Origin of the sequence: Streptomyces sp. NPDC096311 (assembly GCF_044763085.1) — a bacterium.
Lineage (GTDB): Bacteria > Actinomycetota > Actinomycetes > Streptomycetales > Streptomycetaceae > Streptomyces.
Genome location: NZ_JBIWFN010000023.1, coordinates 64622 through 87618 on the forward strand (window position 1 = coordinate 64622; position 22997 = coordinate 87618).

General features: G+C 69.1%; 26 protein-coding genes and 1 pseudogene. 11 read left to right on the forward strand and 16 right to left on the reverse strand.

What is annotated here, in order from left to right:
* Positions 1-15: 15 nt before the first annotated feature.
* The 3 genes from ACIRA5_RS42495 to ACIRA5_RS42505 all read right to left on the reverse strand — a co-directional run bounded on the left by ACIRA5_RS42495 (position 16) and on the right by ACIRA5_RS42505 (position 2715).
* A complete protein-coding gene (locus ACIRA5_RS42495) occupies positions 16-387 on the reverse strand; it encodes a transposase (RefSeq protein ID WP_403700883.1) in 372 nt (123 codons plus the stop codon).
* An 835-nt stretch (positions 388-1222) separates the two neighbouring features.
* On the reverse strand, positions 1223-1669 hold the full coding sequence (locus ACIRA5_RS42500; RefSeq protein WP_403700600.1) for an NAD-dependent epimerase/dehydratase family protein: 447 nt from the start codon (positions 1667-1669) through the stop codon (positions 1223-1225).
* A 152-nt stretch (positions 1670-1821) separates the two neighbouring features.
* A complete protein-coding gene (locus ACIRA5_RS42505) occupies positions 1822-2715 on the reverse strand; it encodes a carbon-nitrogen hydrolase family protein (RefSeq protein WP_403700603.1) in 894 nt (297 codons plus the stop codon).
* 949 nt (positions 2716-3664) lie between these two features.
* Here ACIRA5_RS42505 and ACIRA5_RS42510 point away from each other — a divergent pair.
* The 3 genes and pseudogenes from ACIRA5_RS42510 to ACIRA5_RS42520 form a co-directional block, all read left to right on the forward strand.
* Positions 3665-4021 carry a DNA-binding protein gene (locus tag ACIRA5_RS42510; RefSeq protein WP_006378952.1) on the forward strand — a complete coding sequence of 119 codons (357 nt, stop codon included), beginning with the start codon at positions 3665-3667 and terminating at the stop codon, positions 4019-4021.
* Positions 4022-4388: 367 nt separating this feature from the next.
* Entirely contained in the window at positions 4389-5789 is a 1401-nt protein-coding gene (locus ACIRA5_RS42515) for an integrase (RefSeq protein WP_403700606.1), read from the forward strand.
* A pseudogene (locus ACIRA5_RS42520) lies at positions 5783-5923 on the forward strand (UDP pyrophosphate phosphatase); the annotation flags it as partial. The gene ACIRA5_RS42515 and the pseudogene ACIRA5_RS42520, both read left to right, overlap by 7 nt.
* A 20-nt stretch (positions 5924-5943) precedes the next feature.
* Here ACIRA5_RS42520 and ACIRA5_RS42525 read toward each other — a convergent pair.
* On the reverse strand, positions 5944-6519 hold the full coding sequence (locus ACIRA5_RS42525; RefSeq protein WP_403700609.1) for a carboxymuconolactone decarboxylase family protein: 576 nt from the start codon (positions 6517-6519) through the stop codon (positions 5944-5946).
* 74 nt (positions 6520-6593) lie between these two features.
* Between ACIRA5_RS42525 and ACIRA5_RS42530 the strand changes: the two genes are divergently transcribed.
* Both ACIRA5_RS42530 and ACIRA5_RS42535 read left to right on the forward strand, forming a co-directional pair.
* Positions 6594-7085 carry a winged helix-turn-helix transcriptional regulator gene (locus ACIRA5_RS42530; protein WP_403700612.1) on the forward strand — a complete coding sequence of 164 codons (492 nt, stop codon included), beginning with the start codon at positions 6594-6596 and terminating at the stop codon, positions 7083-7085.
* Positions 7086-7246: 161 nt separating this feature from the next.
* Positions 7247-7426, forward strand: coding sequence for a hypothetical protein (locus ACIRA5_RS42535; protein WP_075032584.1), 180 nt, complete (start codon positions 7247-7249; stop codon positions 7424-7426).
* Positions 7427-7486: 60 nt separating this feature from the next.
* On the opposite strand, the gene ACIRA5_RS42540 is transcribed toward ACIRA5_RS42535, so the two are convergent.
* The 4 genes from ACIRA5_RS42540 to ACIRA5_RS42555 all read right to left on the reverse strand — a co-directional run bounded on the left by ACIRA5_RS42540 (position 7487) and on the right by ACIRA5_RS42555 (position 10814).
* Positions 7487-8227 carry an SDR family NAD(P)-dependent oxidoreductase gene (locus ACIRA5_RS42540; protein ID WP_403700615.1) on the reverse strand — a complete coding sequence of 247 codons (741 nt, stop codon included), beginning with the start codon at positions 8225-8227 and terminating at the stop codon, positions 7487-7489.
* Between the two features lie 132 nt (positions 8228-8359).
* A complete protein-coding gene (locus ACIRA5_RS42545) occupies positions 8360-8905 on the reverse strand; it encodes a hypothetical protein (protein ID WP_403700618.1) in 546 nt (181 codons plus the stop codon).
* Between the two features lie 202 nt (positions 8906-9107).
* Positions 9108-9809 carry a 1,4-alpha-glucan branching protein gene (locus ACIRA5_RS42550; protein WP_403700621.1) on the reverse strand — a complete coding sequence of 234 codons (702 nt, stop codon included), beginning with the start codon at positions 9807-9809 and terminating at the stop codon, positions 9108-9110.
* Positions 9810-9812: 3 nt separating this feature from the next.
* Complete coding sequence (locus tag ACIRA5_RS42555) at positions 9813-10814, reverse strand: LLM class flavin-dependent oxidoreductase (RefSeq protein ID WP_403700885.1); 1002 nt, start codon at positions 10812-10814, stop codon at positions 9813-9815.
* 116 nt (positions 10815-10930) lie between these two features.
* On the opposite strand from ACIRA5_RS42555, the gene ACIRA5_RS42560 reads away from it, so the two are divergent.
* A complete protein-coding gene (locus ACIRA5_RS42560) occupies positions 10931-11416 on the forward strand; it encodes a nuclear transport factor 2 family protein (RefSeq protein WP_403700624.1) in 486 nt (161 codons plus the stop codon).
* Positions 11417-11543: 127 nt separating this feature from the next.
* Complete coding sequence (gene lnt, locus ACIRA5_RS42565; RefSeq protein ID WP_403700627.1) at positions 11544-13154, forward strand: apolipoprotein N-acyltransferase; 1611 nt, start codon at positions 11544-11546, stop codon at positions 13152-13154.
* Here lnt and ACIRA5_RS42570 read toward each other — a convergent pair.
* The gene (locus tag ACIRA5_RS42570; RefSeq protein WP_403700630.1) at positions 13072-13983 is read right to left on the reverse strand and encodes a Gfo/Idh/MocA family protein; all 912 of its coding nucleotides are present in this window, start codon (positions 13981-13983) and stop codon (positions 13072-13074) included. The genes lnt and ACIRA5_RS42570 overlap by 83 nt on opposite strands.
* Before the next feature lie 197 nt (positions 13984-14180).
* Here ACIRA5_RS42570 and ACIRA5_RS42575 point away from each other — a divergent pair, with 197 nt between their 5' ends.
* Both ACIRA5_RS42575 and ACIRA5_RS42580 read left to right on the forward strand, forming a co-directional pair.
* Positions 14181-14693 carry a DinB family protein gene (locus ACIRA5_RS42575; RefSeq protein WP_403700632.1) on the forward strand — a complete coding sequence of 171 codons (513 nt, stop codon included), beginning with the start codon at positions 14181-14183 and terminating at the stop codon, positions 14691-14693.
* Positions 14694-14824: 131 nt separating this feature from the next.
* Complete coding sequence (locus ACIRA5_RS42580) at positions 14825-15307, forward strand: hypothetical protein (protein ID WP_403700635.1); 483 nt, start codon at positions 14825-14827, stop codon at positions 15305-15307.
* 22 nt (positions 15308-15329) lie between these two features.
* Here the strand turns inward: ACIRA5_RS42580 and ACIRA5_RS42585 are convergent, their stop codons facing one another.
* The 7 genes from ACIRA5_RS42585 to ACIRA5_RS42615 all read right to left on the reverse strand — a co-directional run bounded on the left by ACIRA5_RS42585 (position 15330) and on the right by ACIRA5_RS42615 (position 21563).
* Positions 15330-15929: a hypothetical protein gene (locus tag ACIRA5_RS42585; RefSeq protein ID WP_403700637.1), complete on the reverse strand. Its 600-nt coding sequence runs from the start codon at positions 15927-15929 to the stop codon at positions 15330-15332.
* Positions 15930-16087: 158 nt separating this feature from the next.
* A complete protein-coding gene (locus tag ACIRA5_RS42590) occupies positions 16088-16771 on the reverse strand; it encodes a uracil-DNA glycosylase (RefSeq protein WP_403700640.1) in 684 nt (227 codons plus the stop codon).
* Positions 16772-16884: 113 nt separating this feature from the next.
* The gene (locus tag ACIRA5_RS42595) at positions 16885-18465 is read right to left on the reverse strand and encodes an ABC transporter substrate-binding protein (RefSeq protein WP_403700643.1); all 1581 of its coding nucleotides are present in this window, start codon (positions 18463-18465) and stop codon (positions 16885-16887) included.
* A 209-nt stretch (positions 18466-18674) separates the two neighbouring features.
* Complete coding sequence (locus ACIRA5_RS42600; RefSeq protein WP_352051826.1) at positions 18675-19436, reverse strand: SDR family oxidoreductase; 762 nt, start codon at positions 19434-19436, stop codon at positions 18675-18677.
* A gap of 16 nt (positions 19437-19452) precedes the next feature.
* Positions 19453-20214 carry a 3-oxoacyl-ACP reductase FabG gene (fabG, locus tag ACIRA5_RS42605; protein ID WP_352051825.1) on the reverse strand — a complete coding sequence of 254 codons (762 nt, stop codon included), beginning with the start codon at positions 20212-20214 and terminating at the stop codon, positions 19453-19455.
* Between the two features lie 204 nt (positions 20215-20418).
* On the reverse strand, positions 20419-20802 hold the full coding sequence (locus ACIRA5_RS42610; protein ID WP_403700647.1) for a DUF3037 domain-containing protein: 384 nt from the start codon (positions 20800-20802) through the stop codon (positions 20419-20421).
* Complete coding sequence (locus ACIRA5_RS42615) at positions 20799-21563, reverse strand: HipA family kinase (protein WP_403700650.1); 765 nt, start codon at positions 21561-21563, stop codon at positions 20799-20801. The genes ACIRA5_RS42610 and ACIRA5_RS42615 overlap by 4 nt, the downstream gene beginning before the upstream one ends.
* Before the next feature lie 660 nt (positions 21564-22223).
* Between ACIRA5_RS42615 and ACIRA5_RS42620 the strand changes: the two genes are divergently transcribed.
* Both ACIRA5_RS42620 and ACIRA5_RS42625 read left to right on the forward strand, forming a co-directional pair.
* On the forward strand, positions 22224-22379 hold the full coding sequence (locus tag ACIRA5_RS42620) for a hypothetical protein (RefSeq protein WP_403700653.1): 156 nt from the start codon (positions 22224-22226) through the stop codon (positions 22377-22379).
* Between the two features lie 221 nt (positions 22380-22600).
* A complete protein-coding gene (locus ACIRA5_RS42625) occupies positions 22601-22981 on the forward strand; it encodes a transposase (protein ID WP_403700888.1) in 381 nt (126 codons plus the stop codon).
* Positions 22982-22997: the final 16 nt, after the last annotated feature.

Sequence of the window (22997 nt, forward strand, 5' to 3'; positions counted from 1 at the left end):
TCACCACAACCGCGATCATGAACGGCCTCGCGCGGTGAGGAGGACCCGTTTGCGGAGGAGGTCGAAGTTGGCGCGGCCGAACATCTGCCTCTTCAGCATCTTGATCTTGTTGTTCTGGTCCTCGACGGCGCCGGAGCTGTAGCGGAGGCTGAGCCCGGCGACGACGGCGTCGAGGTCCTGGCCCAGGCCGGTGACGAAGGTGTGCAGAGCGGGCAGGTCGTCGTCGGCCTGGATCTGGGTGATCCACTGGTCGAGGTGTTTGCCCTGGCGGTCGTTCATCAACTCGGCGAACGCGCGGACGTGGTGGGCGGTTCGGTCGAGGGCGGGGCAGTGGGCCAGGATCGCCTTGAGCTGCTTGGGCCTGGTCGCCGGTGAGCCGGTCGGGATGGCGGGTGAGCCAGTTGGTCACGTCCCGCACGGACGGAGCCTTGCGGGGCGGGGCGGGCGGGAAGTCCGTGCGGAGCTTGGCCACGTAGACCTTCACGACGTTCTCGCCGCCGGGGTAGCCGCGCTCGCGTACTTCCTCGAACAGGCGGCGGGCGACGGTGCAGCCCTCGGCCCACCGCTGGTGCAGGTAGACATCCGATGCATTTGACCTGTCAAGGGCGGAGGTCCGGAAGGGGTGTCAGTAGCGTGTGGCAGCATCCGCGGCATGACAAGTACGGATGCAGGCGGCGGTCTAGACATGTTCCGGCGGGGAGACTTCCCCATCTACACGCTGACCTTCGTGCGGGACCTGCCCCCCGGCGAGCTGCTCACCCGCATGGGGGTAGATCCGCAGACCCTGGCGCTCCGCGACGCCATAGACCTGTCGGATGACTTGGGCGACGACCTTTTCGACGATGAAGAACCCGTCGTCATCAGCGGCATCGACGGCTCATGGACGTGGGCGTGGGAACAGGGCGGCGTCTCCCACAGCAGCGCGAACAAGAACCGGTCCCGCAGCAGCCCGGCTGTCATCCACCAGGAGTACCCGCGGAACTCGTGCCCTTCCACGACTCAAGCGGCGAGTCGGGCATCAGCACCCGTTTGCCGTTTCCCCTCCAGCGGCCGGAAGTCGAACCGGTCGTCCCCGGCAGCCTCGCAGCGGCGTCCGCGGCGCCGGGAACAGCCACCGGCTGCCGCGGAGTCGTCCAAGTGGTGTGTGACGAAGCCGTTCTCGCGTACGCCCGCAAATGGAAGGACCTATGGGATTGCGATCCACACGTCCTGCCCCTCGCCATCAAGCCAGGGAAGCCCAACAAGAGGACGTGGGTGGCTGGCCTGCCGGCCCTGATGTACTTCGATGTCGAATGGGAGCACGTCTTCCTTCAACTCCGTCGCGGGTGCGCTGGAAGGCGGCGAGGAAGCCGGGGAAGTACTCGCGCAGGTGTGAGCGGAGTTTGTTGCCAGCCTCGGCCGCGGTCAGGGCGAGGCGGATGCCGCCTTCGGCGGTGATAGTCCAGTCCGCTCCGCCGCTCGTCACGTTGATCACCGCGTCCGGAGCCACCGTGGTGAGCACCTCCTCCAGGTGGAGGGGATCGCGAAGGTCGAGATGGTGCCATGCCGCCCCGTCGTAGTCGCCGGGGCGGGAATGGTACGTGGCGGCCGGGTGACGGCCCGCGGATACCGCCTGGCGTACTAGCTCGGCCCCCAGGAAGCCGCTGCCGCCGATGATCAGCACAGTCATGCCGCCTCACGCTACGGGCGAGCGCCACCGCCCAGAGCCGCTTCAGCAGAACTCACGCGTCCCCTGGAGACGGTCGCGGTGTTCAAGCGGACCCTCATGTGTCGAGGCCCTGATTCTGTACGCGGTATGACTGGCAGGTGGGCGGGGCGGTGTCAGAAGGCCATGCGGGTGTCGCTTCGTGGGTCCCCGGTTACCAGATGTTCGTCGTAGAGCCCGTTCTGTGCCGAACGGCGCCAGGGCCGGGCGTAGCGGAGGGCCACGTCGATGTCCGGGTCGGTCGAGTCGAGGTCGATGTCCGCGACCGCGAGAGCGGGTTGCCCGTCGGCGGGGCATTGCGCCAACCACCGGCCGCCGGGTGCCACGATCCCGGAAGGCACCGTGGCGCTGTACTGGGCTGGGATGGAGTAGCCGAGCCAGTAGTTGTAGAGCGTTCCGTAGGCCTGGGCGACCCGCGCCCGCGGCGCGTCGTCGACCATCACGGAGAGCAGGACGCAGTCGACGTCCAAGCGTTCGTATTCGGCGAAGAGCGGCGGGAAGTTCACCTCGACGCACAGCGCACAGCCGATGCGAATGCCGTCCACCTCAAAGACCACGGGGTCACGCCCCGGGGTGTACAGGTAGGAGACCTCGGTGTGCGACAGGAAGCGCTTGTCATATCGCGCGACCAGCTCGCCACGGTCTGAGACGATGAACAGGCTGTTGTGGGGCCGGTTCGGGGGTGTGAGCGGGTGGATCGACCCGAACGCCGTCCACAGCCGCAGTTCCCCCGCCAGCGCAGCGATCGACTCGGCCTCTTCGCGCAGGACGTCCCAAGCGGCACGGCTCCAGTCGGCCGGGGTCAAGCCGCCGTCCGGGGCGGCCGCCATCACGTGCTTGCTCGGGTAGGTGATCGCCCCCTCAGGGAACTGCACCAGGCGCGCGCCCGCGCCGACGGCCTCAGCCATCAGGGCCCGGATCTCCTCCCCGGCCGCTCGCAGCGCGCCTCGGTCGGTGGGATCCTCCGACACAGTGCTCTGCGCGACAGCCAGCCGAAATGTCCTCGCCATGACGTGGACGCTATGGCATCTCCACCGCCGTGGCGTGAAGCTCCGGCCGGCCCGGCCGGATCCGCGCAGTTCCTGTCCGGTTCGCTGGCTGTGACCGGTGAACTGGCACGCCGACCGCAGTGAGGGTCGGCCCACGTCCAGACCGTGACCACGTGCCTCGTCGACCTTCGGCGCCCCGTTCCACACAAAGTCCCGGCCGTAGGCCCGGCGTTCTGGACCGGAGCGGCGCCGGTGGTGCCGCCGGGGTACTCGATGCTGGCAGGTCGTCGTGGACTTGGTGTAGATGACGAGGCAGTCCAGGGGACGGCCAGCGGCAACGTCGATCTTCAAGTTCTCGCGAACGGATCGCCGCCGTCGGCTGACGCGCACCTACGGAGGCCCGGGCGGGTCAGACGTCCGGTGGGCGGCCGGCCCGTGTCAGTCGCCACACCGTGCACCAGGACATCGCCCGCCGCTCCCCCCGCGCCCCCACAAAGCCCCTCGGCGAACCCCCGCAACAGGGCGCGATCACATAGACCCCAAAGGTCACTCCACGGCGCGCCGTGCCCACCAGCATGCGACCGAGGCTCACATGCATGGCGAGCTACAGAGATTCGGAAGCCGAGGGATTCAACAGGAGGCCAATAGCGATCGACTGAGCGAGGGAGTAGCAACTCGCCCCGAAGGACAGAAGATCTGATTGACGAGTCGATACGCCAGTCGCTAGGCTTTCAGAGTGAGCCTTGATAGGCGAACCGGTGCACCACCCATGAGGACTTGACACACACCGGGAACCGACTCGACATCATCGCTGCAGCACAGCGTCGGCAGTGCCGCAGCTTAAGGTGCGCTCCGCGCTGACACGTGAGGACCAGCCGTCTACAAGTTCGTACGAGTTCCTGCGCTCGCTTCATGCCCGGGTGCCTCCCAGCTGACGCAGCACCCCAACAGCCCAAACGGAAGAGGTGCCATGACTAGCCCCGAAACGAACCGCACCGGCGCCGAGCGCAAGGCCATGATCGATGCGGCCATGCGGGCCCTTGAGCAGGGCGAGGTGACGCTCGACCCAGGGGAGGCGGCCCGCGTCATCGGCTGCGGCGAGAGGTGGCTACGAGATGGGGCCAACCAGCGCGGCTTCCCTCACCACCGCTTCGGCAAATTTCTGCGGTTCAGCCTCCAGGACTGCCGCGAAATCCGGGAGATTCATCACAAGATGACCCGGCCGTCGGCACTGGCCAAGGCCCGCCGCCGCAAGGCCACTCCACGTAAGTCCACTGGCAGCGGCCCGGCTACGCCGTCCACCGTCCGGTTCAAGCCCGCCGCGTGAGGCGATCCGTAAGGGGATGCCGCGACCTGCAGCCTCACCCCCACTTACTTCTCCCAGACGAAGGAGCGCATAGGTCGGCTCGCTCCGCCGGACCCGCCCTGACGTGAGAAAACTCCCGGACCAGGGCGGGTTTTCCCATGCCCGGCAACCTGTGCGTCACCCCCACGCGGCTTGCGTGACCCATCAAGTGGTGGTGTGTCCGTTGCGGACGGTCCGAGTCGCGGGGGTATCCAGGCCGTTCCACGCCAGGCGCCGTGCCGCGTCCAAGGGGTGCATGCCTGATCCCCGCAGTCCCACACCCCGCGACACTTCTGCCTCATTCAGCTGCCCGAGCTCTGCCCCTACCGCCCAGAAAGAAAGACACCTGATGCCCTACATCGAGTGGCGCGGCAACTTCTGCCGCGTCCGCTGGAACACCGGCAAGAAGAACGACAAAGGCCGGTGGATCTTCGACAGCAAGGGCGGCTTCGACACCGAAGAAGAAGCCCTCGAGTACGGCTTGGACCGTGAGTCGGACATCCGCAACGACCGGTACATCAGCCGTCGCGACGGCGCGGTCCTCATGACCGAATACGTCAAGACGTGGCAGCAGACTCTCGACGTCGGCCACCTCCGTAAGAGGAACATCGAGTCCATCGTCCGGCTCTACATCGAGCCGCGCTGGGGCGAGATGGCCGTTGCCGACATCAAGCCATCTCTGTGCCGGGCTTGGGAGATCTGGCTGAAGGAGCAGGACCACATCGGCTACCGCTACCGCGGCGAGATCCTGCTCATTTTCAGCATGCTGATGGACGACGCCGTCGATGACGGTCTCCGGCTGACGTCGCCCGTACAGAAGAAGAAGCGGCGGCGCGGCAAGTACAAGAAGAAGCCGCGCGAGCGGAAGCGCAACCTGCGCATCGAGGACGTCCACCAGCTCGCCTGCAACGCCCTCTCGTTCTGGGGGTTCCCTGGCTACGTGTACGTGTGGACGTTTGCCATGACCGGCATGCGGCCCGCTGAGTTGTACGGGCTGCGCCCCGAGTACTGCCACCCCAACTGGCCTGCCTCCGACCTGTTGGACGATCCCGACGAGGAGGACCGCGAGGACCGGCACGCCGAAGACCTGGAACGGTACGGCCCCGACCTCATGCCGGCCATCCGCGTGCAGTGGCAGCATCAGCGCCTTGAAGGAACAGGAAAGCCCGGCCTGTACGTGCCGAAGTACGAGAGCCGGCGCACACTCGTCGTGCCGCCGTTCCTGGCCGAGCTGCTGGAGATGCTGCTCGCAGGCCGGGAGCCCGAGTGGGTTTTTACCTCAATCAATGACGGCCCGCTCATCAACGCGAACTTCCCCTACCACTACTGGAGGAAGTTCGCTGACGGGCGCGACGCCAGGGAGGAATTCGAGCGGGTACGGCTCGGGCAGAAGCAGACCGTCGACTCGCGGCGTCCCCTGCCGGAGTTGCCGGCCGTGGAGCGCTGGAAGAACAAGCGGCAGTACCTGATGCGTCACGGACACAAGGAGTGGATCGATGAGGACGGCCACAGCCGCGTCGCCACTGAATCCCGGATGGGCCACGAGCTGGCCGGTGTCGAGGGGTTGTACTCCAACGTGACACCGGCAATGGAGAAGGCCATCATGGAGACGCTGCAGGCGCGGTGGGAGAACTTCGTGCTCACACTCCCCGAGGGGTGGGAGCCGCCCCCGTCTCCCAGTCCTCTCCCAGTTGATCTTTCGGGCTGGATGGCGTTGCAGGTCAAGACCGCCAAGGCTAAGTGGTCATAGGTTTGTTCATGAAGTTCATCTCGCACAAGAGCTTCATGCCGTTCGTCTGGTACCGGATCGCGCTCGGCATCGTCATCATCGCGCTGGTCTCGACCGGCGGCCTGAGCCCCCACGCGGCCGAGTCCGCGGGCTGACGCTCACCAAAGGCAGCCCCTCAGCCGCCCGGGCGGTCCGTCCCCGGCAGGGCGAGTGCCCAGGGTTCCGGCTCGATCCGCGCGCCGTTGGCCACGTACGCGATCGTGCGGTACCAGCCCGCGAGGACCAGCAGTTCGAGGACTTCGGGCTCGTCGAGGTGCTCCCGCAGTCCGCTCCAGGCCGCGTCGCTCACCTGGGCCGTGTCGTGCAGTTCGTCGACGGCACGCAGCAGCGCCGCCTGTCGGCCGGACCAGGCTGGATGGCCGGGTCCGCCGGTCGCCGTGAGCGTCACCTGCCCCGGGGTGAGTCCGGCCGCCTCGGCGTACGTCGCCATGTGGACGCCCCACTCGTACGCGCATCCGGAGCGGGCGGCGACGCGGGCGATGACGAGTTCTCGGTCGGCGTCGCTCAGCCGGCCATGGACGAGGAGGCCCGCGCCCAGTGCCCGCATGCGTGAGGCGAGTTCCGGGTGGCGCTCCAGCACCTTGAACAGCATCAGGGGATCGCGGGCGACACCGGGCGGCATCCACCGGTGCAACGCGCGGTCGGTCCCGGGCTCGTAGGGCGGCGTGACGCCGTCGATGCGCTGCTTCATGGCTCGCAGCCTTGCGCTTCTGAAATCGAAGCGCAAGAGTGAGAGGCGAGCGACTCCCAGCGAAAGGTACGCACTTGGGCACGACACCCGCGCCGGACGATGCGCCTTCCGGCATTCCGCAGCGAGGCGGCCCGGGCCCCGGCAGCGCTCTCGAGGGCACAGGCGCCTCGGCTCCCGCCAACCCCCATCAGGACGCGGACGCTCCCGCCTCCGTCAGCCCCGCATCGAGCGCTCCCGTCCCCGGCCGCCCCGTGCGCGGCTCGGCCGGCGGCCGTCCCGTCATGGCGGCACTGGACCTGCTCGGTCGGCGCTGGACACTGCGGGTCATCTGGGAACTGCACCGCAACGGCGCCCCGGTCGGCTTCCGGGACCTCCAGCGCCGTTGCGACGACATGTCGTCCAGCGTCCTGTCCACGCGTCTCACGGAACTGCGCGAGGCGGGCATCGCCGCGCCGACATCGACGGCGGCGCAGCCGGCGTGGCATCTCACCGCACTCGGCGACGACCTGGTCACCGCGATGGGACCGCTGCTGGACTGGTCCCACGACTGGGCCGCACGGCGGTGATCGACGAGGCCTTCCGGGGCGCTCAACTCCGGGGCCGGTGTGCCGTCGTACGGACCGACTGAGCCCGTTCGCGTCACTCCGCGTCGGCCGTGACGAACCGCATACGGGATGAGTAGCCGCCCGGTAGCGCAGTGTCAGTCCTTGCCCCTAGGCTGGTGCGCATGTCCCCCGATTTAATGTCCTCTGGTTCCGTGCGGTCCGCTGCGGCGCTGAACGAGCAGATCCGTGCCCTGTGGATGCGCGCGGGCGGCTCCCTCTCCGCCCAGGAGCGCGCGGAGTACGAGCTGCTGGTCGTGAAGTGGGCGGAAGCGATACGGGGAGAGGTCGTCGAGGCCGCGTGAGATCGGGCCTGGGGATCCGCACGAACCCCAAGGGCCGGTGACTGGCACCCCTGTCGGGGCTCACCGTCCCCCGGACACCCGCAACACCGCCCCCGTCGTGTACGAGGCATCGGGCGACATCAACCACGCGATGGCCGCGGCGACTTCCTCCGCCTGACCGACGCGGCGCAGCGGAATCGACGAGGCGGCACGCTCGGCGCGGCCCGGATCTCCGCTGCTCGCGTGCATCTCCGTGGCGATCATGCCGGGTGCGACCGCGTTGACGCGGATGCCGTCCGGGCCGAGTTCCTTGGCGAGGCCCACCGTCAGGGCGTCGACGGCGGCCTTGGTGGCCGCGTAGTGGACGAACTCACCGGGGCTGCCGAGTGTGGCCGCCGCCGAGGACACATTGACGATGACGCCGCTCCCCCAGGCCGCCATGGACCGGGCGGCCCGCCGCGAACACAGCAGCGTGCCCAGCAGGTTGACGTCCACCACACGGCGTAGATCGGCGGGGTCGGTGTCCGCGAGACTGCCGAGCGGACCGGTCACACCGGCGTTGTTCACCAATCCCGTCACCGGCCCGAGCCGGTCCGCAGCCGTGTCGAAGAGCCGCTCGACGTCGTCCTCGTCGGAGGTGTCCACGCGTACCGTCACGCAGCGGGCCCCCGCCGCGCGGACGGCGCTCGCGGTCCGCTCCGCGGCGGCGCCGTCGCGCACGTACCCCACCGCCACGTCGTGTCCGTCCGCCGCGAGACGCACGCACGTCGCGGCACCGATCCCCCGGCTGCCACCCGTGACGACAGTGACATGGCGTGTCATACGTGCCTCCTGGTGGCGAACGGACAACCCGGGTCCGTAGCGAGCCCGTACTCGTCCTCGATCACTCTACGATCGGGGACGCGCCTCCGGGCAAGGGGTGCGGGTGCGCCAACACGCCCTCATGGATACGTCCTAGGCGGCGGGGTCCGCAGCGACGCGGGGCACGCGGAACACACGGCCTCGGAGACCTCGCACCCCGGGGACGCCCTGCCACAGCACGGCCTCGTGCGCGCGCTCCCAGCCCGCGGTCGCCCGGGACCGCGCCCACTGGGCCAGGGCAAAGGTGACCAGCATGATCGGCGGCAGCACTTGATGGGACGCCAGGCCGATGAACAGCAACCAGCAGGCCATGGCACCCGCGAATCCCGCCGTGCGCCGCAGCGACAGCCGCCGCACCGCGTCCTGCCCGTCGCGCGGTGCGGCGACGCTCTCGATCGGCACGGCATCGTCGTAGGTGCGGCGCAGCCGGGAGGGGAGACGAAGACACATCGGCAGCAGCGGCACGGACACGAAAACGATCGCTGTCGCTCCCACCATCAGCGTCGCGCGGTCCTGAGCCGTGCCGACCAGGGCAAGCAGCACCGCTTCGGACAGCACCGCGCCCGCGGCCATCATCAGCGCGGAGATCCGCTCCACATACACCACGCGTATCAGCCCGTCGCGCGCGTCACCAGCCACCGTCGTACCCCTCTCACCACCCGGACGCCCCCACGGGCAGGCAAGATCCAACTCCGGGCGGAACGCGAGGTCAATACGCGAGAGTTCGAGAATGCGCGGTCTTGACCACCACTTGGCCGAAGCCCGGCCGAGTGGGCGAGCATCGCGTTCGACCGGCCACTCCGGGTGGGAGAGGGGACTACGTCGGCGTACGGGAGTCCGGTCAACGCGTCGTGTCGCGCAGGACGACAAACAGGCCGCGGCTCTCGTCTCCGTTCTTCGCGCGCCAGTCGGCGACGACATGTCCTCGGGCCGCCCTGGCCGCAGGGGAATGGGCAGCCTGTGCGTCGGACCGGAGGACACGCGTCACGTCGATGGTCACGGCGCCCGCCGGCTGACGGTGCGGCCCGGCTTCTTCCTTGGTTTCCACCACGATGGCGGTGCCGTGCTGCCGGTCGTCGACGGCTGTCGACGCGATCACCGTGGAGAAGCCGACTCCAGTGAAGTGACTCGTGACGGAGGGGGCGGGAGTGTCGGTCTCGCTCTGCGCCTGCGGCTCGGCGCGGCCCTGGAGGAGATCGAGCAGTTGAGCGACGAGGACCGGGTCATGGGTCCCGTCGTACACCCACCGCCGTCCCAACACCCCGTGCTCGGACGTGCCGATGAGCGCCCGATCGGCTCCGTCGAGCGGCGCCCCGCGGTAGCTGAGCGGCACGTGGTAGGAACGCGGTCGCTCGCCGGAGTTGTCCGTGACCACCATGAACTCGATTCCCACCTCCCCTTGGGGATCATCGAGCCGAAAACCACCGGCCTTGGTCAGGTGCGGCTCACTCGCCGTGCCGATGTACCACGGCTGCCTGGGAAGCCAGGCGGCGAGGAGCTCCAGCTTGCTGGGCGTCATCGTGGTCTTGTAGATCACAGCCATACTTCATGAACGTCGCCCGTCGGCATGAGGTTCCTCCATGACGTGCTGCTTGACGAGTTCGTACGACCTCAGTCGGTCGGCCAACGCGTAGACGGGCGTCACCAGCATGAGTTCGTCCGCACCCGTCAGGTCCGCCAGGTCCTTCAGGTGTTGCGCGACGGTCTCGGGTGAGCCGTGTGCCTGATGAGCACGGAAGCTCGTCAGCACCCGCGCTTCCTGCGCGGTGAACGAGTGGGCCGCTGCTTCTTCGGGCGTGGGGAAGGGAATGTCGCCTCGCCCCTCGAGGAGGCCGGCCTTGACGACATCCATCGGGCCGGCCAGCCGGGCCGCCTCCTCATCGGTCTCGGCGCACACCGTTTCCACGCAGATCAGCACGCGCGGGCGAGCGCACCAGCGGGAGGGGGAGAAGCGCTCGCGATAGTGGCTGAGCGCGGCCAGGGTGTGGTCGGGACGAATGTGATGGGCGAAGGCGATCGGCAGCCCGAGTTCCGCGGCGAGCGCGGCGCCGGCCGTGCTGGAGGACAGCAGCCATGGCTCCGGGAGCGGGCTGAGCGCGACTTCGTCCACCAGGAAACGCAGAGTCGACGACACGTCGTCGTGGTATTCGTCGTCCGTTGTCGGACCGGCCCCGCGGCGCAGGGCCCGCGCCGTGGAATCGTCGAAGGTACCCGGGCCACGACCGATGCCCAGGTCGATCCGGCCCGCGTGCAGTGCGGACAGCGTGCCGAATTGCTCCGCGAGCATGATCGGGGCGTGGTTCGGAGCGAGAACGCCCCCCGAGCCGAGACGGATGGACGACGTCAACGCGGCCGCATGGGTTGTCAGGACGACGGGCGGGAACGCTCCGATGGCCGGAGAATGGTGATGCTCGGCGTACCAGAGTCGCAGGTAACCGAGGTCTTCCAGGCGCCGGGCGAACTCGGTGGTGTCTCGTAACGTGTCCGCGGCTCGGGTGCCCGTCTGGACCATGGCCACTTCGAGCGCGCTGAGCGGTACGGTGATCATCCGGTCAGTATAGAAATCGCCCATCCGCACCAACTCCCGTTGCTTGCGAGGCGGAGTTATGCACCTGTTGGCGCACACCCCTTGGCTGCGCACCCCCCGTGGCCAACACTGAGCCGATGACGCAGCGTGTGGAGCTCGCGACCGTGATGGACCGATTCGCCGTGGACGGACTCGTCACCGAGTACGCGGTGGCCGTCGACGACGGCGACTGGGAGGCGTATCGGAGGCTGTTCGCACCGGACGGACGCGCCGACTACCGCTCGGCCGGCGGTATCGAGGGCGGCGCCGACGAGGTCGCGGGATGGCTCGCGCAGAGCATGGAACTCTTCCCCATGCGCCAACATCTGATCGTGAACCGGCGGCTGCGGTTCGGGTCGCTGGACCAGGAAACGGGCGACACGGCCCGGGTCCAGGCGGACTACATCAATCCGATGCGGTTCGCGGGCCACGACGGTGGGTCCACCGCGCCCGACTTCGTGTGCGGCGGCCGGTACGCCTTCGGACTGGTGCGTACGGACCTGGGCTGGCGCCTGCGCGAGGTCGTCGTCCGGGAGAAATGGCGCCGCGCGCCGCAGCCGGGCCGGGAACCCGCCGCCACCTGACCGGACGCGCCGACCGCAAGCCGCCCGAGTAACGCCCTCGGACCGGAAAGCCCTGACGGGATGCCCTCTGTCGGAGATCGTCGCCGACGCGCACACTGGAGGCATCCCCCGGGGAGGGAGGCCCTGTATGAAGCTGCCCGAGCGTCGGCCCGAGCGTTGGCTGGGCAGTGGACCCGATCTGTGGCTCGCCTCCCCGTGGCGGCGCGCGATCGTCGCCGTACTGGCCGGCGCGCTGCCGATGCTCGCCTTCCCCGCCCCTTCGTGGTGGTGGTTCGCGTACGTCGCCCTGGTGCCCTGGATCCTGCTGGCCCGCGCGGCCCCGACGGGCAGGCGGGCCGCCTACGACGGCTGGTTCGGCGGGCTGGGTTTCATGCTGGCCGTGCACCACTGGCTGCTGCCGAGTCTGAATGTGTTCACGGTCGTCATAGCGGCACTGCTCGGCGCGCTGTGGGCGCCCTGGGGCTGGCTCGTCCGGCGGTTCCTCGGCGGGGTGCCCTCGGCGGGGCGGGTCGGGGCCGCGCTCCTCGTCCTGCCGTCGGGGTGGCTGATGGTCGAACTCGTCCGGTCCTGGCAGGGCCTCGGCGGGCCCTGGGGACTGCTCGGGTCGAGCCAGTGGCAGGTCGGGCCCGCGCTGCGGCTCGCGTCGGTCGGCGGGGTGTGGCTGGTCAGCTTCCTGGTGGTCGCCGTCAATGTGGCGGTCGCGGTACTGGTCGCGGTGCGTGAGTCCCGTGTGCCCGCCGTCGCCGGACTGGTCGCGACGGCCGCCGTGACCTCGGCGACCTGGGTGTGGTCGCCGCGCCCGGACGTGACGGGGCAGGTCCGGATCGCCGTCGTACAGCCCGGGGTGATCGGCGGCGCGGACAGTGCCGAGGCGCGCTTCTCACGCGAGGAGGCCCTCACCCGCACCCTCGCCGGACAGGATCCCGACCTCGTCGTCTGGGGTGAGAGCAGCGTCGGCTTCGACCTCGCGGACCGCCCCGACCTGGCGAAGCGGCTCGCCGCGCTGTCCCGGCTGACCGGCGCCGACATCATGGTGAACGTCGACGCGCACCGCTCCGACCGGCCCGGGATCTACAAGAGTTCGGTCCTGGTGGGACCGCAGGGTCCGACCGGCGACCGCTACGACAAGATGCGGCTCGTCCCCTTCGGCGAGTACATACCCGCGCGTTCCCTCCTCGGCTGGGCGACCTCGGTCGGGAAAGCGGCGGGCGAGGACCGCAGGAAGGGCACCGAGCAGGTCGTGATGAACGTCGGGCACGGACTGCGTGTCGGCCCGCTGATCTGCTTCGAGACCGCCTTCCCCGACATGAGCCGTCATCTCGCCCAGGACGGCGCCGGAGTGCTCCTCGCACAGTCCTCGACCTCGACCTTCCAGCACAGCTGGGCCCCCGAGCAGCACGCCTCGCTCGCCGCGCTGAGGGCCGCCGAGACCGGCCGCCCGATGGTGCACGCGACGCTGACCGGCGTCTCCGCCGTCTACGGCCCGAGCGGCGAGCGGATCGGCTCCTGGCTCGGCACGGACGCGAGCGCGGCAGTGGTGTACGACGTACCGCTCGCGCGCGGTGTCACCCCGTACGTCCGGTTCGGCGACTGGCCTGTGCACGCGGCGCTGCTGATCCTGGCGGGACTGTGCGCGACGGAGGGCTTCCGGGCGTTCAGGCCCCGGCGGACCGCTCCTGAACCGCTCGTACCACCCGCTCGCACAGTTCATGAGTCGCCAGCGCGTCACGGGCGCTGAGTACCTTGCCGGCGCGCACCGCGTCGAGGAAGGCGAGCACGCCCTGCTCGATGCCGCGCTGCCGGGCCACCGGCACCCAGTCCCCGCGCCGCCGCACCGAAGGCTGCCCCTTGTGGTCGATCACCTCCGCGAGGTTGACCACCTGACGCTTGGTGTCCTGCCCCGAGACCTCGAGGATCTCCTCCGCCGAGCCGCTCAGCCGGTTCATCACGCCGAGCGCCGTGAAGCCGTCCCCGGCGAGTTGCAGCACGACATGGTGGACCAGGCCGCCCTCGGCCCGGGCCCGCACGGTCACGTCGTCGATCGGCCCCGGCGCCAGGAACCGCAGGGTGTCCACGACGTGGATGAAGTCGTCGAGGACCATCGTGCGCACGTCCTCGGGCAGCCCTATGCGGTTCTTCTGCATCAGGATCAGGTCGCGGGGGTGATCGGCGCACTGCGAGTACCCGGGCGCGTGACGCCGGTTGAAGCCGACGGCGAGGCTGACGTTCCGCTCCTCCGCGAGTCGCACCAGACGCTCGGAGTCGGCGAGTTCGTACGCGAGCGGCTTGTCGACGAAGGTCGGCACGCCCGCTTCCAGCAGCCGCGTCACGATCTCGGGGTGCGCGACGGTGGCCGCGTGCACGAAAGCCGCGTCGAGGTTCTGCGCCAGCAGATCCGACAGGACGGTGTGCCGCTGCTCCGACGGCAGGTGGAGGCTGTCGCCGACCCGGGCCAGGGTCGCGGACGTCCGCGTCTGCAGATGCAGCTCGACCCCCGGCTGGACAGCGAGCACCGGCAGGTACGCCTTCTGCGCGATGTCGCCGAGTCCGATGCAGCCGACCTTCACGGGGGTCTCCTTCAATGACGACGCGGGCCTCGCCGGAAGCATACGGCCGCTGCGGCGGCCGCCGGTCGACGATGCCGTCGAAGCTCCGCGGGAAGAGCGCGACCCGGCGCCGCCGTGGCAGGCGGGCAGGGGCTCGGCGACAGTCGGGAGTAGGAAAATCCCTGGTGAACGGCCGTGCGCTGGACGAAAATACGGGCATGCCGAAGCAGCGCACCAAACCCGCCACCAACGCCGACGAACGGTCCATGCTGGAGGGCTGGCTCGACTACCATCGCGAGACCCTGGAGATGAAGTGCGCGGGCCTCGACGACGCCCAGCTCAAGACCGCCTCGGTCGAACCCTCCGAGTTGTCCCTGCTCGGTCTGGTGCGGCACATGGCGGACGTGGAGCGCGGCTGGTTCCGCAAGGTTCTGGTGGGCGACGATCCGGGGCCGATCTACTACAGCGAGGAGGACCGGGACGGAGAGTTCCATCTCACGGACGCGGACACCTGGGACGAGGCGTACGCCACCTGGCAGGCCGAGATCGGGATCGCCCGGCGCAACGCGGCTCGTTTCGCGCTGGACGACGCCTGTGAGGGCAAGAGCACGTTCACCGAGGACCCCATCAACCTGCGGTGGATCTACACCCACATGATCGAGGAGTACGCGCGTCACAACGGTCACGCGGATCTGATCCGGGAGCGGATCGACGGCGCCACGGGTGAGTGAGGCAGGGTGATTCGGCGTCGGGTCACCTTGCGGACACCGGCGCCCTCCGCAGGGGCGGAAGGATCACCCGTGTGGGGCAACCTCCGCTTGTCAGCTCCCCAAAGCGGGCCGGACGCAGCAGAGTTGAGCGGGTGCATCGAACGACGACCGCCGCAACGCTCCTGGTCACCGTGGCCACCGCCGCGCTCTCCGGCTGTGTGACCGTCCAGCGACCGCCCGCTCCCACCCTGCCGGCCGCGCCGTCCCGGCCGTCGCCGCCGCGTCCCGACGGCAAGACCGGGCCGCAGGTCGTGCAGGCACCGGCGCGCGAGGCGCTGGAACTCATCGGGCCGTCCCGGAAGCCGTCACCGAGCGCTCCGGCGCCGCACCGTAGACCCGTCCCTGCGCCCGCCGCCCCGCTGGCCCCTGCGCGCCACCCGGGCGCCGCCCATCACCCACACCCAGGGCCTCACCCCCACCCAGGGCCCCATGGGCCCGCGCCTCGCACCGATGTCCCGCCCGTCGCCTCCGAGCAGCCGAACAACACGGACGTGTGCGCCCTCGGCCGGAAGTACGGAGGCTGGAAGGCGGACAGCCCGGAGGCGGTCATCTGCAAGGGGTCGTACGGGCATTGACCACAGCCGGTGTCCGCATGCTCTAGGGGCACTGTCTCGGCGGCCCCAGGGTCTCCCCTCCGGACCCGCCGAAGGGACCGGGCCGCTCGACGGTGCCGGGCCCCTCGACGGCGCCGGGGTCCTCCCACGGCCCTCCGTGCGACGAGCCCGCCCCGTCGAGTCTCAACTCCAGGCGGCCGATCGCCGCGCGTACGCCGTCGCCGTAACGGTCGTTCCCGAGGGCTCCGGCGGCGCCTCGGGCGCGGCGCAGATGGCTGCGGGCGGCTTCGGAGCGGCCGAGTTTCACATAGTCGGCCGCCAGATTCAGATGCAGCGACGGATAGAACGCGCGCGCCGCGAGCGACCGGTGGCGCTCGGCGACGTCGCCGTCGGTGAGTTCTTCGGCGGCCGACAACGCCCGCAGGTCCCAGGCCAGTTCGTCCGAGGGGTCGTCCTGCGTGTCCGCCAGGTAGTGCGCCAGGGTGCAACGGTGCAGGGGGTCGCCGTCCTCGCCGATCTCCCCCCACAGGTCCAGGAAACGCCCCCGAGCCTCCTCACGGTCGCCACCGTGGTGCAGCATGACGACCTGGCCGATCCGGGTCATCATGGCGTCCGGGGCCGCCTGCTCCTGTTGCTCCGCCACCGCGTCCTCCAGGCTCGTCGCTGTCCCTTCCGACGCTAACCGGACACACTGACAATGACGCTCAGGCGCCCCCGGACACCACTGATCCGCCCCGGTGACGGCCGGACCGGACGCCCCACCCGGCCCGACAGCTTTCCGGTCCCGGTCCCGGTCCCAGATCAGCCGAGGTTCTCAATCCGCCAGTCGATCGGCTCGTGGCCCTGCCCGGCAACCGCCTCGTTGATCTGCGTGAAGGGGCGGGAGCCGAAGAACTTCTTCGCGGAGAGCGGCGACGGGTGCGCGCCCTTCACCACGATGTGCCGCTTCTCGTCGATGAGCGGGAGCTTCTTCTGCGCGTAGTTCCCCCACAGGACGAAGACCGCCGGGTCGGGCCGGTCGGCCACGGCACGGATCACCGCGTCCGTGAACTTCTCCCAGCCCTTGCCCTTGTGCGAGTTGGCCTCACCGGAGCGCACGGTCAGCACCGCGTTCAGCAGCAGAACGCCCTGCTCGGCCCACGGCATCAGATAGCCGTTGTCCGGGATCGGGGTGCCCAGCTCCTCCTTCATCTCCTTGTAGATGTTGCGCAGCGAGGGCGGGGTCTTCACCCCCGGGCGGACCGAGAAGCACAGGCCGTGGCCCTGGCCCTCGCCGTGGTACGGGTCCTGGCCGAGGATCAGCACCTTCACCCGCTCGTACGGAGTCGCCTCCAGCGCCGCGAAGACCTCCTCGCGCGGAGGGTAGACGGGACCGTTGGCACGCTCCTCCTCTACGAACTCGGTGAGTTCCTTGAAGTAGGGCTGCTGCAGTTCGTCACCCAGGACGCCGCGCCAGGACTCGGGCAGCATGGCGGTGTCGGTCACGTCAAGTTCCTCCGATGTGCGGTCACTTCCAGGTCTCAGAACCTACAGGCGACCACTGACAATCGGCCCCGCACCCCGTAGGACCACGCTACCCGCCGGGTCCTGGCCGTGACCTACCAGCTGGTCTTGCGGTGCAGCTCCCACATCATCATGATCGTCGACGGGTCCAGGGCCTGCTCCCCGCCCGAGATCTCCTCGCTCGCCGCCACGAACTGCTTGCCCTGCCACAGCGGCAGCAGCCGTGCGTCGTCGACGAGGATCTGCTGGGCCGCCTCGAACTCCTTGACCACCGCTCCACGGTCGCTTTCGCGGCGTGAGGCGGGCAGCAGAGTGTCGGTGATCCGGGGCGCCGGATAGGGCGTGCCGAGCGCGTTCTGCAGGCCCACGAAGGGCGCGATGAAGTTCTCGGCATCCGGGAAGTCCGGGAACCAGCCGCGTCCGAACACCGGGTACTCGCTCTTGCGGTAGCCCTCCTCGTACGTCTTCCAGGGGCGCCCGTTGAGCGACACGCGGAACAGACCGGAGTCCTCGAGCTGCCTCTTGATCTCCTGGAACTCCGGGGCGGTCTCGGAGCCGTAGCGGTCCGTGGTGTACCAGAGGGTGAGGGGGACGCGCCCGGTGATGCCCGCCTCCGAGAGGATCTGCCGGGCCTTGGACGGACTGGGGTCCCCGTAGTCGTCGAAAAAGCCCGTGGTGTGACCGGTCAGGCCCGCGGGGACCATGGAGTACAGCGGGTCGACCGTGTCCTTGTAGACCTTGTGGGCGATCGCCGCACGGTCGATGACCTGGGCGATTGCCTTGCGCACCGCGAGCTTCTTGGCCCACGGATCCTTCGGGTTGAACACCAGGTAGCTGATCTCCATGCCCGCGCCCTCGACGAGCTGAAGGCCGTTGTCCGCTCCCTTGCTCCGGAGCGAGACGATGTCCTTGGAGGCCAGGCCGCGGAACGTGACGTCGATCTTCTTGTCCTTGAGGGCGTCGACCATCTGCCCCGAGTCCTGGAAGTAGCGGATCGTGACCGCGTCGTTCTTGAGCTCGGCGAAGCCCTTGTAGTGGTCGTTCCTGACGAGTTCGGCCTGCTTGCCGTCCTCGTAGGAGCGCAGGTTGTACGGCCCGGACCCGACGACCTTGCCGTCCTTGCGCAGCGAGTGCGCGGGGTAGTCGTCGGGGTCGACGATCGACATGGCCGGGGTGGCGAGGACGAACGGGAAGGTCGCGTCCGATTTGTTCAGGTGGAAGACGAGTTCACGCGCGTTCAGTACCTGGATCCGGTCGAGGCTGCCGAGGAGACCGGCGGGGCCGCCGGGCAGGTTGATCTTCTTGATCCGGTCGATCGAGTACTTGACGGCCTGGGCGTCCAGGGTGTCGCCGTCGGAGAACTTCATGCCGGCGCGCAGCTTGCAGTGGTACACGAGGTTCGAGGTGTCCGCGAACCCACAGCTCTGGGCGGCGTCGGGCTCGGGCGTGGTGGCCCCGGAGGGGTAGCTCAGCAGCGTCTGGTAGATGTTGCGGAACAGCTCCCAGGAGCCGTCCCAAGAGGCGGCCGGATCCAGCGTGCTCGGGGCACTGGTGGTGCCCACGACGATCGGTCCCTTGTCGTCGGACGACGCCGAGGACAGGACGCCGCACCCGGCCACCAGGGTGATGGACGTGACCGCCGCCAGGTGCCGCAGGCATGGGTTCCGGTTGAACACGCGCACGCTCCTCGATCTGCCGTACCAAGGGTCGGCAGACCATACCGCAGCGCCACACCGGTGGATCCGTGTTCCTGGCAGGGCACTTGATCAGCGCGTTTGTGACTACGTTGTCATTTGGCTGTACGTCTTCATACGTCGACGCGAGCGCCGATTTCGTCCATCAGCGCCCGCGTCGATGCTCCGTTCGTCCCGTCTCGGGCCTCCGGTCAGCCCACTCCGGCGTTCAGGAAGATGCCGCCGTCGACGACGAGCGTCTGACCGGTGATCCAGTCCGACTGCGACGAGGTGAGGAACGCGGCGGCGCCTCCGATGTCGGAGGGCACACCGAGCCGGCCGAGCGGGTAGGACGCGGCCGCCTCCGCCTCCCGGCCTTCGTACAGGGCCTGCGCGAACTTGGTCTTGACGACGGCGGGCGCGATCGCGTTGACCCGCACCTTGGGCGCGAACTCGTGCGCCAGCTGCACGGTCAGGTTGATCATGGCGGCCTTGCTCATGCCGTACGCGCCGATGAAGGGCGAGGGGGCGATGCCGGCGACGGACGCGATGTTGACGATCGCGCCGCCGTTCTCGCTCTGCCAGGCCTTCCAGGTCAGCTGGGCGAAGCCGAGCGCCGAGACGACGTTGGTCTCGAAGACCTTGCGTGCCACGTCCAGGTCCAGGTCGGCCATCGGGCCGAACACGGGGTTCGTACCCGCGTTGTTGACCAGGTAGTCGACGCGGCCGAAGGCCTCCATGGTGCGCTCGACGACGGTGGCCTGGTGGGCCAGGTCGTGCGCCTTGCCGGCGACGCCGATGACGCGGTCGGCACCGAGTGCCTCGACGGCCTCCTTCAGGGCGTCCTCGTTGCGGCCCGTGATGCACACGCGGTCACCGCGCGCGACGAGGGCCTCCGCGACGCCGTAGCCGATGCCGCGGCTCGCGCCCGTGATGAGCGCGACCTTGCCGGAGAGTTCGGGGAGTGTGGTCATGTCGTGCCCTCCGGCGTCAGTTGAGCGGTCCGCCGGCCACGTACAGGACCTGGCCGGAGACGAATCCGGCGGCCTCACCGGTGAAGAAGGCGATTGCGTTGGCGATGTCGTCGGGGTTGCCGACGCGCTGCACGGGGATCTGGGTGGCGGCCGCGGCCTGGAAGTCCTCGAAGCCCATGCCGACGCGCTCGGCGGTGGCCGCCGTCATGTCGGTGGCGATGAAGCCGGGCGCGACGGCGTTGGCGGTGACGCCGAACTTGCCGAGCTCGATGGCGAGGGTCTTGGTGAGGCCCTGGAGACCGGCCTTGGCGGCGGAGTAGTTGGCCTGGCCGCGGTTGCCGAGCGCCGAGGACGACGACAGGTTGACGATCCGGCCGAACTTGGCGTCCACCATGTACTTCTGGCAGGCCTTGGCCATCAGGAAGGCGCCACGCAGGTGCACGTTCATGACCGTGTCCCAGTCGGACGCGGCCATCTTGAACAGCAGGTTGTCGCGGAGCACGCCCGCGTTGTTCACCAGGACGGTCGGCGCACCGAGCTCCTCGGCGATCCGCGCGATCGCGGCCTCGACCTGGGCCTCGTCGGAGACGTCGCAGCCGACCGCGAGGGCCTTGCCACCGGCGGCGGTGATCTTCTCGACGGTGTCCTTGCACGCGGCCTCGTCGAGGTCGATCACCGCGACGGCGCGGCCCTCGGCGGCCAGTCGTACGGCGGTCGCGGCGCCGATGCCGCGCGCGGCACCGGTGACTACGGCGACACGCTGCTCAGTGGTGGACATTGCTGGTTCTCCTCGCCCTTGAAAAGCCCTGCGGCTTGAAATGCCCTGCGGTGGAATGTCCTGCGGTGGAATGTCCTGCGGTGGAATGTCCTGCGGCTCACACGGTACGCCCCTCCAGTGAGCGACCGCTTAGTACCTTCAGTAGACGTGACGCTAGAAGCCCTGGCACCCGGTGTCAACGGCACACCACGCGGGTGTGATCCATTACCTGACCAGCAACTGGAGCAACCGCTCCGTCTCGGCCTCCGGATCGGCGGTGAGTCCGGTGTGCACGGGCCCCGGCTGCACGACCGTCGAGCGGGGCGCGATCAGCCAGCGAAAACGCCGCCCGGCATCGTCACCAGCCGCCTGACCTGCCGCTCTACCACCCGCACAGACCCCCTCGACCGCCCGCAGCGCGGCCTGTACGCCAGCCACGTCGGCCTCCGGGTCCAGGGCCAGCAGTTTGGTCTCGTCCAGATGGGTGCGCACCCCGACGAAGGACTTGGCGCGGCAGTACACCAGTACGCCCGCGTTGAAGCACTCGCCGCGCTCGACCCGCGGCACCACGCGCAGCAGCGCGTACTCGAAGACGTCCCGCTCGCTCACTTGTCCCCCTCGAAGCCCTTGATGCGCCCCTCGATCACGCCGACCCGCGCCAGCAGCGGCTGCGCGTAGGCACGCCGCAGGGCGTCCGGCGAGTCGAAGCCGGGTTCGTCGACCAGCCACGCGTCGGGGATCTCCGCGGTCACCTCGGCCAGCAGGTCCTCGGTCACCAGCGGCGCCAGCTCGGCCGCGGCCGAGGCGATGTCCGGGCCGAAGGGCGCGAGCGCGTGGTCGGAGGCGTCGTAGGGCTTGGCCGCGGAGGTCGCCGCGCCCGGCCAGTGGTGGTGCCAGATCATGGTGGCGCCGTGGTCGATGAGCCACAGGTCGCCGTGCCACATCAGCAGATTGGGGTTGCGCCAGGAACGGTCGACGTTGTTGACCAGCGCGTCGAACCAGACGATCCGCCCGGCTTCCTCGGGGCTCACCTCGAAGGCGAGGGAGTCGAAGCCGATCGCGCCGGGGAGGAAGTCCATCCCGAGGTTCGGTCCGCCACTCGACTTGAGCAGCTCCTGCACTTCCTGGTCCGGCTCCCCGAGCCCCAGGACCGGGTCGAGGCCGAGTGTCACCAGGCCGGGCACACGCAGGCCGAGTCGACGGGCGAGTGCACCGCAGACGACCTCCGCGACGAGCGTCTTGCGCCCCTGCCCCGCACCGGTGAACTTCATGACGTACGTCCCGAGATCGTCGCCCTCGACGAGCCCCGGCAGCGAGCCGCCCTCACGCAGCGGCGTGATGTAGCGGGTCACGGTGACCTCTTTCAGCATTTTCCCAGGCCACCCGTCTCTTCAACTTTGCAATCCACGGTCACCTTTGGAGGGGTGGAGCAGTGGGAATCACCCGTCAACGGGCCTGGGGAGAATCGGGGGAGTTTCGACCCGTATGCCGATCTCTCCGCTCCCCAAGCAGTCCGTCGATGGCGGTGCGCCCCTTGCCTCCGGCCTCCGGCATGAAGTGATCATAGTAACCGAGGGTGATCGCGGGCGAGGAGCGTCCGAGCCACCGCGGCAGCGTCACCACGGACAGGCTCGAGGCGTAGGTGTGCCGCAGGACGTGGAAGCCGTTCTGCGGCGCCGCCTGCCACTGCCACGTCTTCGCCCCCCCCCTTCGGCAGGGCGAAGTACAACCTCCCGTTGACCGCCGAACCTGGCGACGGACATGCAGGACCCCCGGGCATAGTCGATGTCCTCCGGGCTCAACCCGAACACCTCACCCTGACGCAGTCCACAGCTCAAACCGAGATCGACGCGTCAACTGGGTCAACGAGCGACGCGAGTTCTTCTTCGGGCCGCCCACCAGCAACTCGGCGGCCCCATCGTGCTGGTCCGGGACTGTGGGGGTGTGGTCATCCCGTTCGGGGCCAAAGCCCACTGGCTCACTGTGTTCCCGTTACCGACGTACGCTCCGGACCTCAACCGACAGAGGGCATGTGGTCCCTGGTCAAACGCGACATCGACAACCTTGCCGCCGCTGACCTCGGCCAGGTCACCCGCGCCGTGAGGGGCAAGCTCAAGATGCTTCAGTACCGGCCGACAGTGATCGCCGGCTGCCTGGCGGGCACCGGCCTGACCCTCTCGCCGTGATCATCAGAAGATGCCGAAGAAGCGATGCCACCAGCTGGGCCGCCCAACGTGGCAGGGCAGTCTGCTCGATTCGTCGTAGTCGAGCTCCGCCGCCGTCAAACTCCGCGCTCAAGCGCCTGGCCAAGCGCTACCAGCACCTGAACGCGGAGATCGCAGACGCGGACGCCGAACTGCGCGCACGGATCATCCGCACCGCGCCCGGCCTGCTCGCGCTACCGGGCGTGGGAGCCGAGACCGCCGGGCAACTGCTGGTCACAGCCGGGGACAACCCCGACAGGCTCGCCTCGGGAGCGTCCTTCGCCCACCTGTGCGCCGCCGCACCCGTCCCGGTCTCCTCCGGCCGCACCGACCGCCACCGACCGCCACCGACTCAACCGCGGCGGCGACCAGCAGGCCAACCGCGCGCAGCAGACCGTCGTACTGGTCCGCATGCGCTACGACCCACGCACCCGCGACTATGTCGCACGACGCACCCTCGAAGGTCTCCAGATGAAGGACATCCTCAGATGCGTCAAGCGCTTCGTCGCACGCGAGGTCTACCGTCACCTCGCCGGCGCCTTCAGGAGCGGACCATCGGCATCTCCAGCCACTTGACGGTCTAGAGGAGCTTCAGAGTCA

Excerpts from the sequence above, each read along its gene's own strand:
- ACIRA5_RS42500 (WP_403700600.1), bottom strand. The coding sequence starts at position 1,669 with ATGACTGTGCTGATCATCGGCGGCAGCGGCTTCCTGGGGGCCGAGCTA.
- ACIRA5_RS42505 (WP_403700603.1), bottom strand. The coding sequence starts at position 2,715 with ATGGCGAGGACATTTCGGCTGGCTGTCGCGCAGAGCACTGTGTCGGAG.
- ACIRA5_RS42510 (WP_006378952.1), top strand. The coding sequence starts at position 3,665 with ATGACTAGCCCCGAAACGAACCGCACCGGCGCCGAGCGCAAGGCCATG.
- ACIRA5_RS42515 (WP_403700606.1), top strand. The coding sequence starts at position 4,389 with ATGCCCTACATCGAGTGGCGCGGCAACTTCTGCCGCGTCCGCTGGAAC.
- ACIRA5_RS42525 (WP_403700609.1), bottom strand. The coding sequence starts at position 6,519 with ATGAAGCAGCGCATCGACGGCGTCACGCCGCCCTACGAGCCCGGGACC.
- ACIRA5_RS42535 (WP_075032584.1), top strand. The coding sequence starts at position 7,247 with ATGTCCCCCGATTTAATGTCCTCTGGTTCCGTGCGGTCCGCTGCGGCG.
- ACIRA5_RS42540 (WP_403700615.1), bottom strand. The coding sequence starts at position 8,227 with ATGACACGCCATGTCACTGTCGTCACGGGTGGCAGCCGGGGGATCGGT.
- ACIRA5_RS42550 (WP_403700621.1), bottom strand. The coding sequence starts at position 9,809 with ATGGCTGTGATCTACAAGACCACGATGACGCCCAGCAAGCTGGAGCTC.
- ACIRA5_RS42555 (WP_403700885.1), bottom strand. The coding sequence starts at position 10,814 with ATGATCACCGTACCGCTCAGCGCGCTCGAAGTGGCCATGGTCCAGACG.
- ACIRA5_RS42560 (WP_403700624.1), top strand. The coding sequence starts at position 10,931 with ATGACGCAGCGTGTGGAGCTCGCGACCGTGATGGACCGATTCGCCGTG.
- lnt (WP_403700627.1), top strand. The coding sequence starts at position 11,544 with ATGAAGCTGCCCGAGCGTCGGCCCGAGCGTTGGCTGGGCAGTGGACCC.
- ACIRA5_RS42575 (WP_403700632.1), top strand. The coding sequence starts at position 14,181 with ATGCCGAAGCAGCGCACCAAACCCGCCACCAACGCCGACGAACGGTCC.
- ACIRA5_RS42600 (WP_352051826.1), bottom strand. The coding sequence starts at position 19,436 with ATGACCACACTCCCCGAACTCTCCGGCAAGGTCGCGCTCATCACGGGC.
- fabG (WP_352051825.1), bottom strand. The coding sequence starts at position 20,214 with ATGTCCACCACTGAGCAGCGTGTCGCCGTAGTCACCGGTGCCGCGCGC.
- ACIRA5_RS42615 (WP_403700650.1), bottom strand. The coding sequence starts at position 21,563 with ATGCTGAAAGAGGTCACCGTGACCCGCTACATCACGCCGCTGCGTGAG.
- ACIRA5_RS42620 (WP_403700653.1), top strand. The coding sequence starts at position 22,224 with ATGTGGTCCCTGGTCAAACGCGACATCGACAACCTTGCCGCCGCTGAC.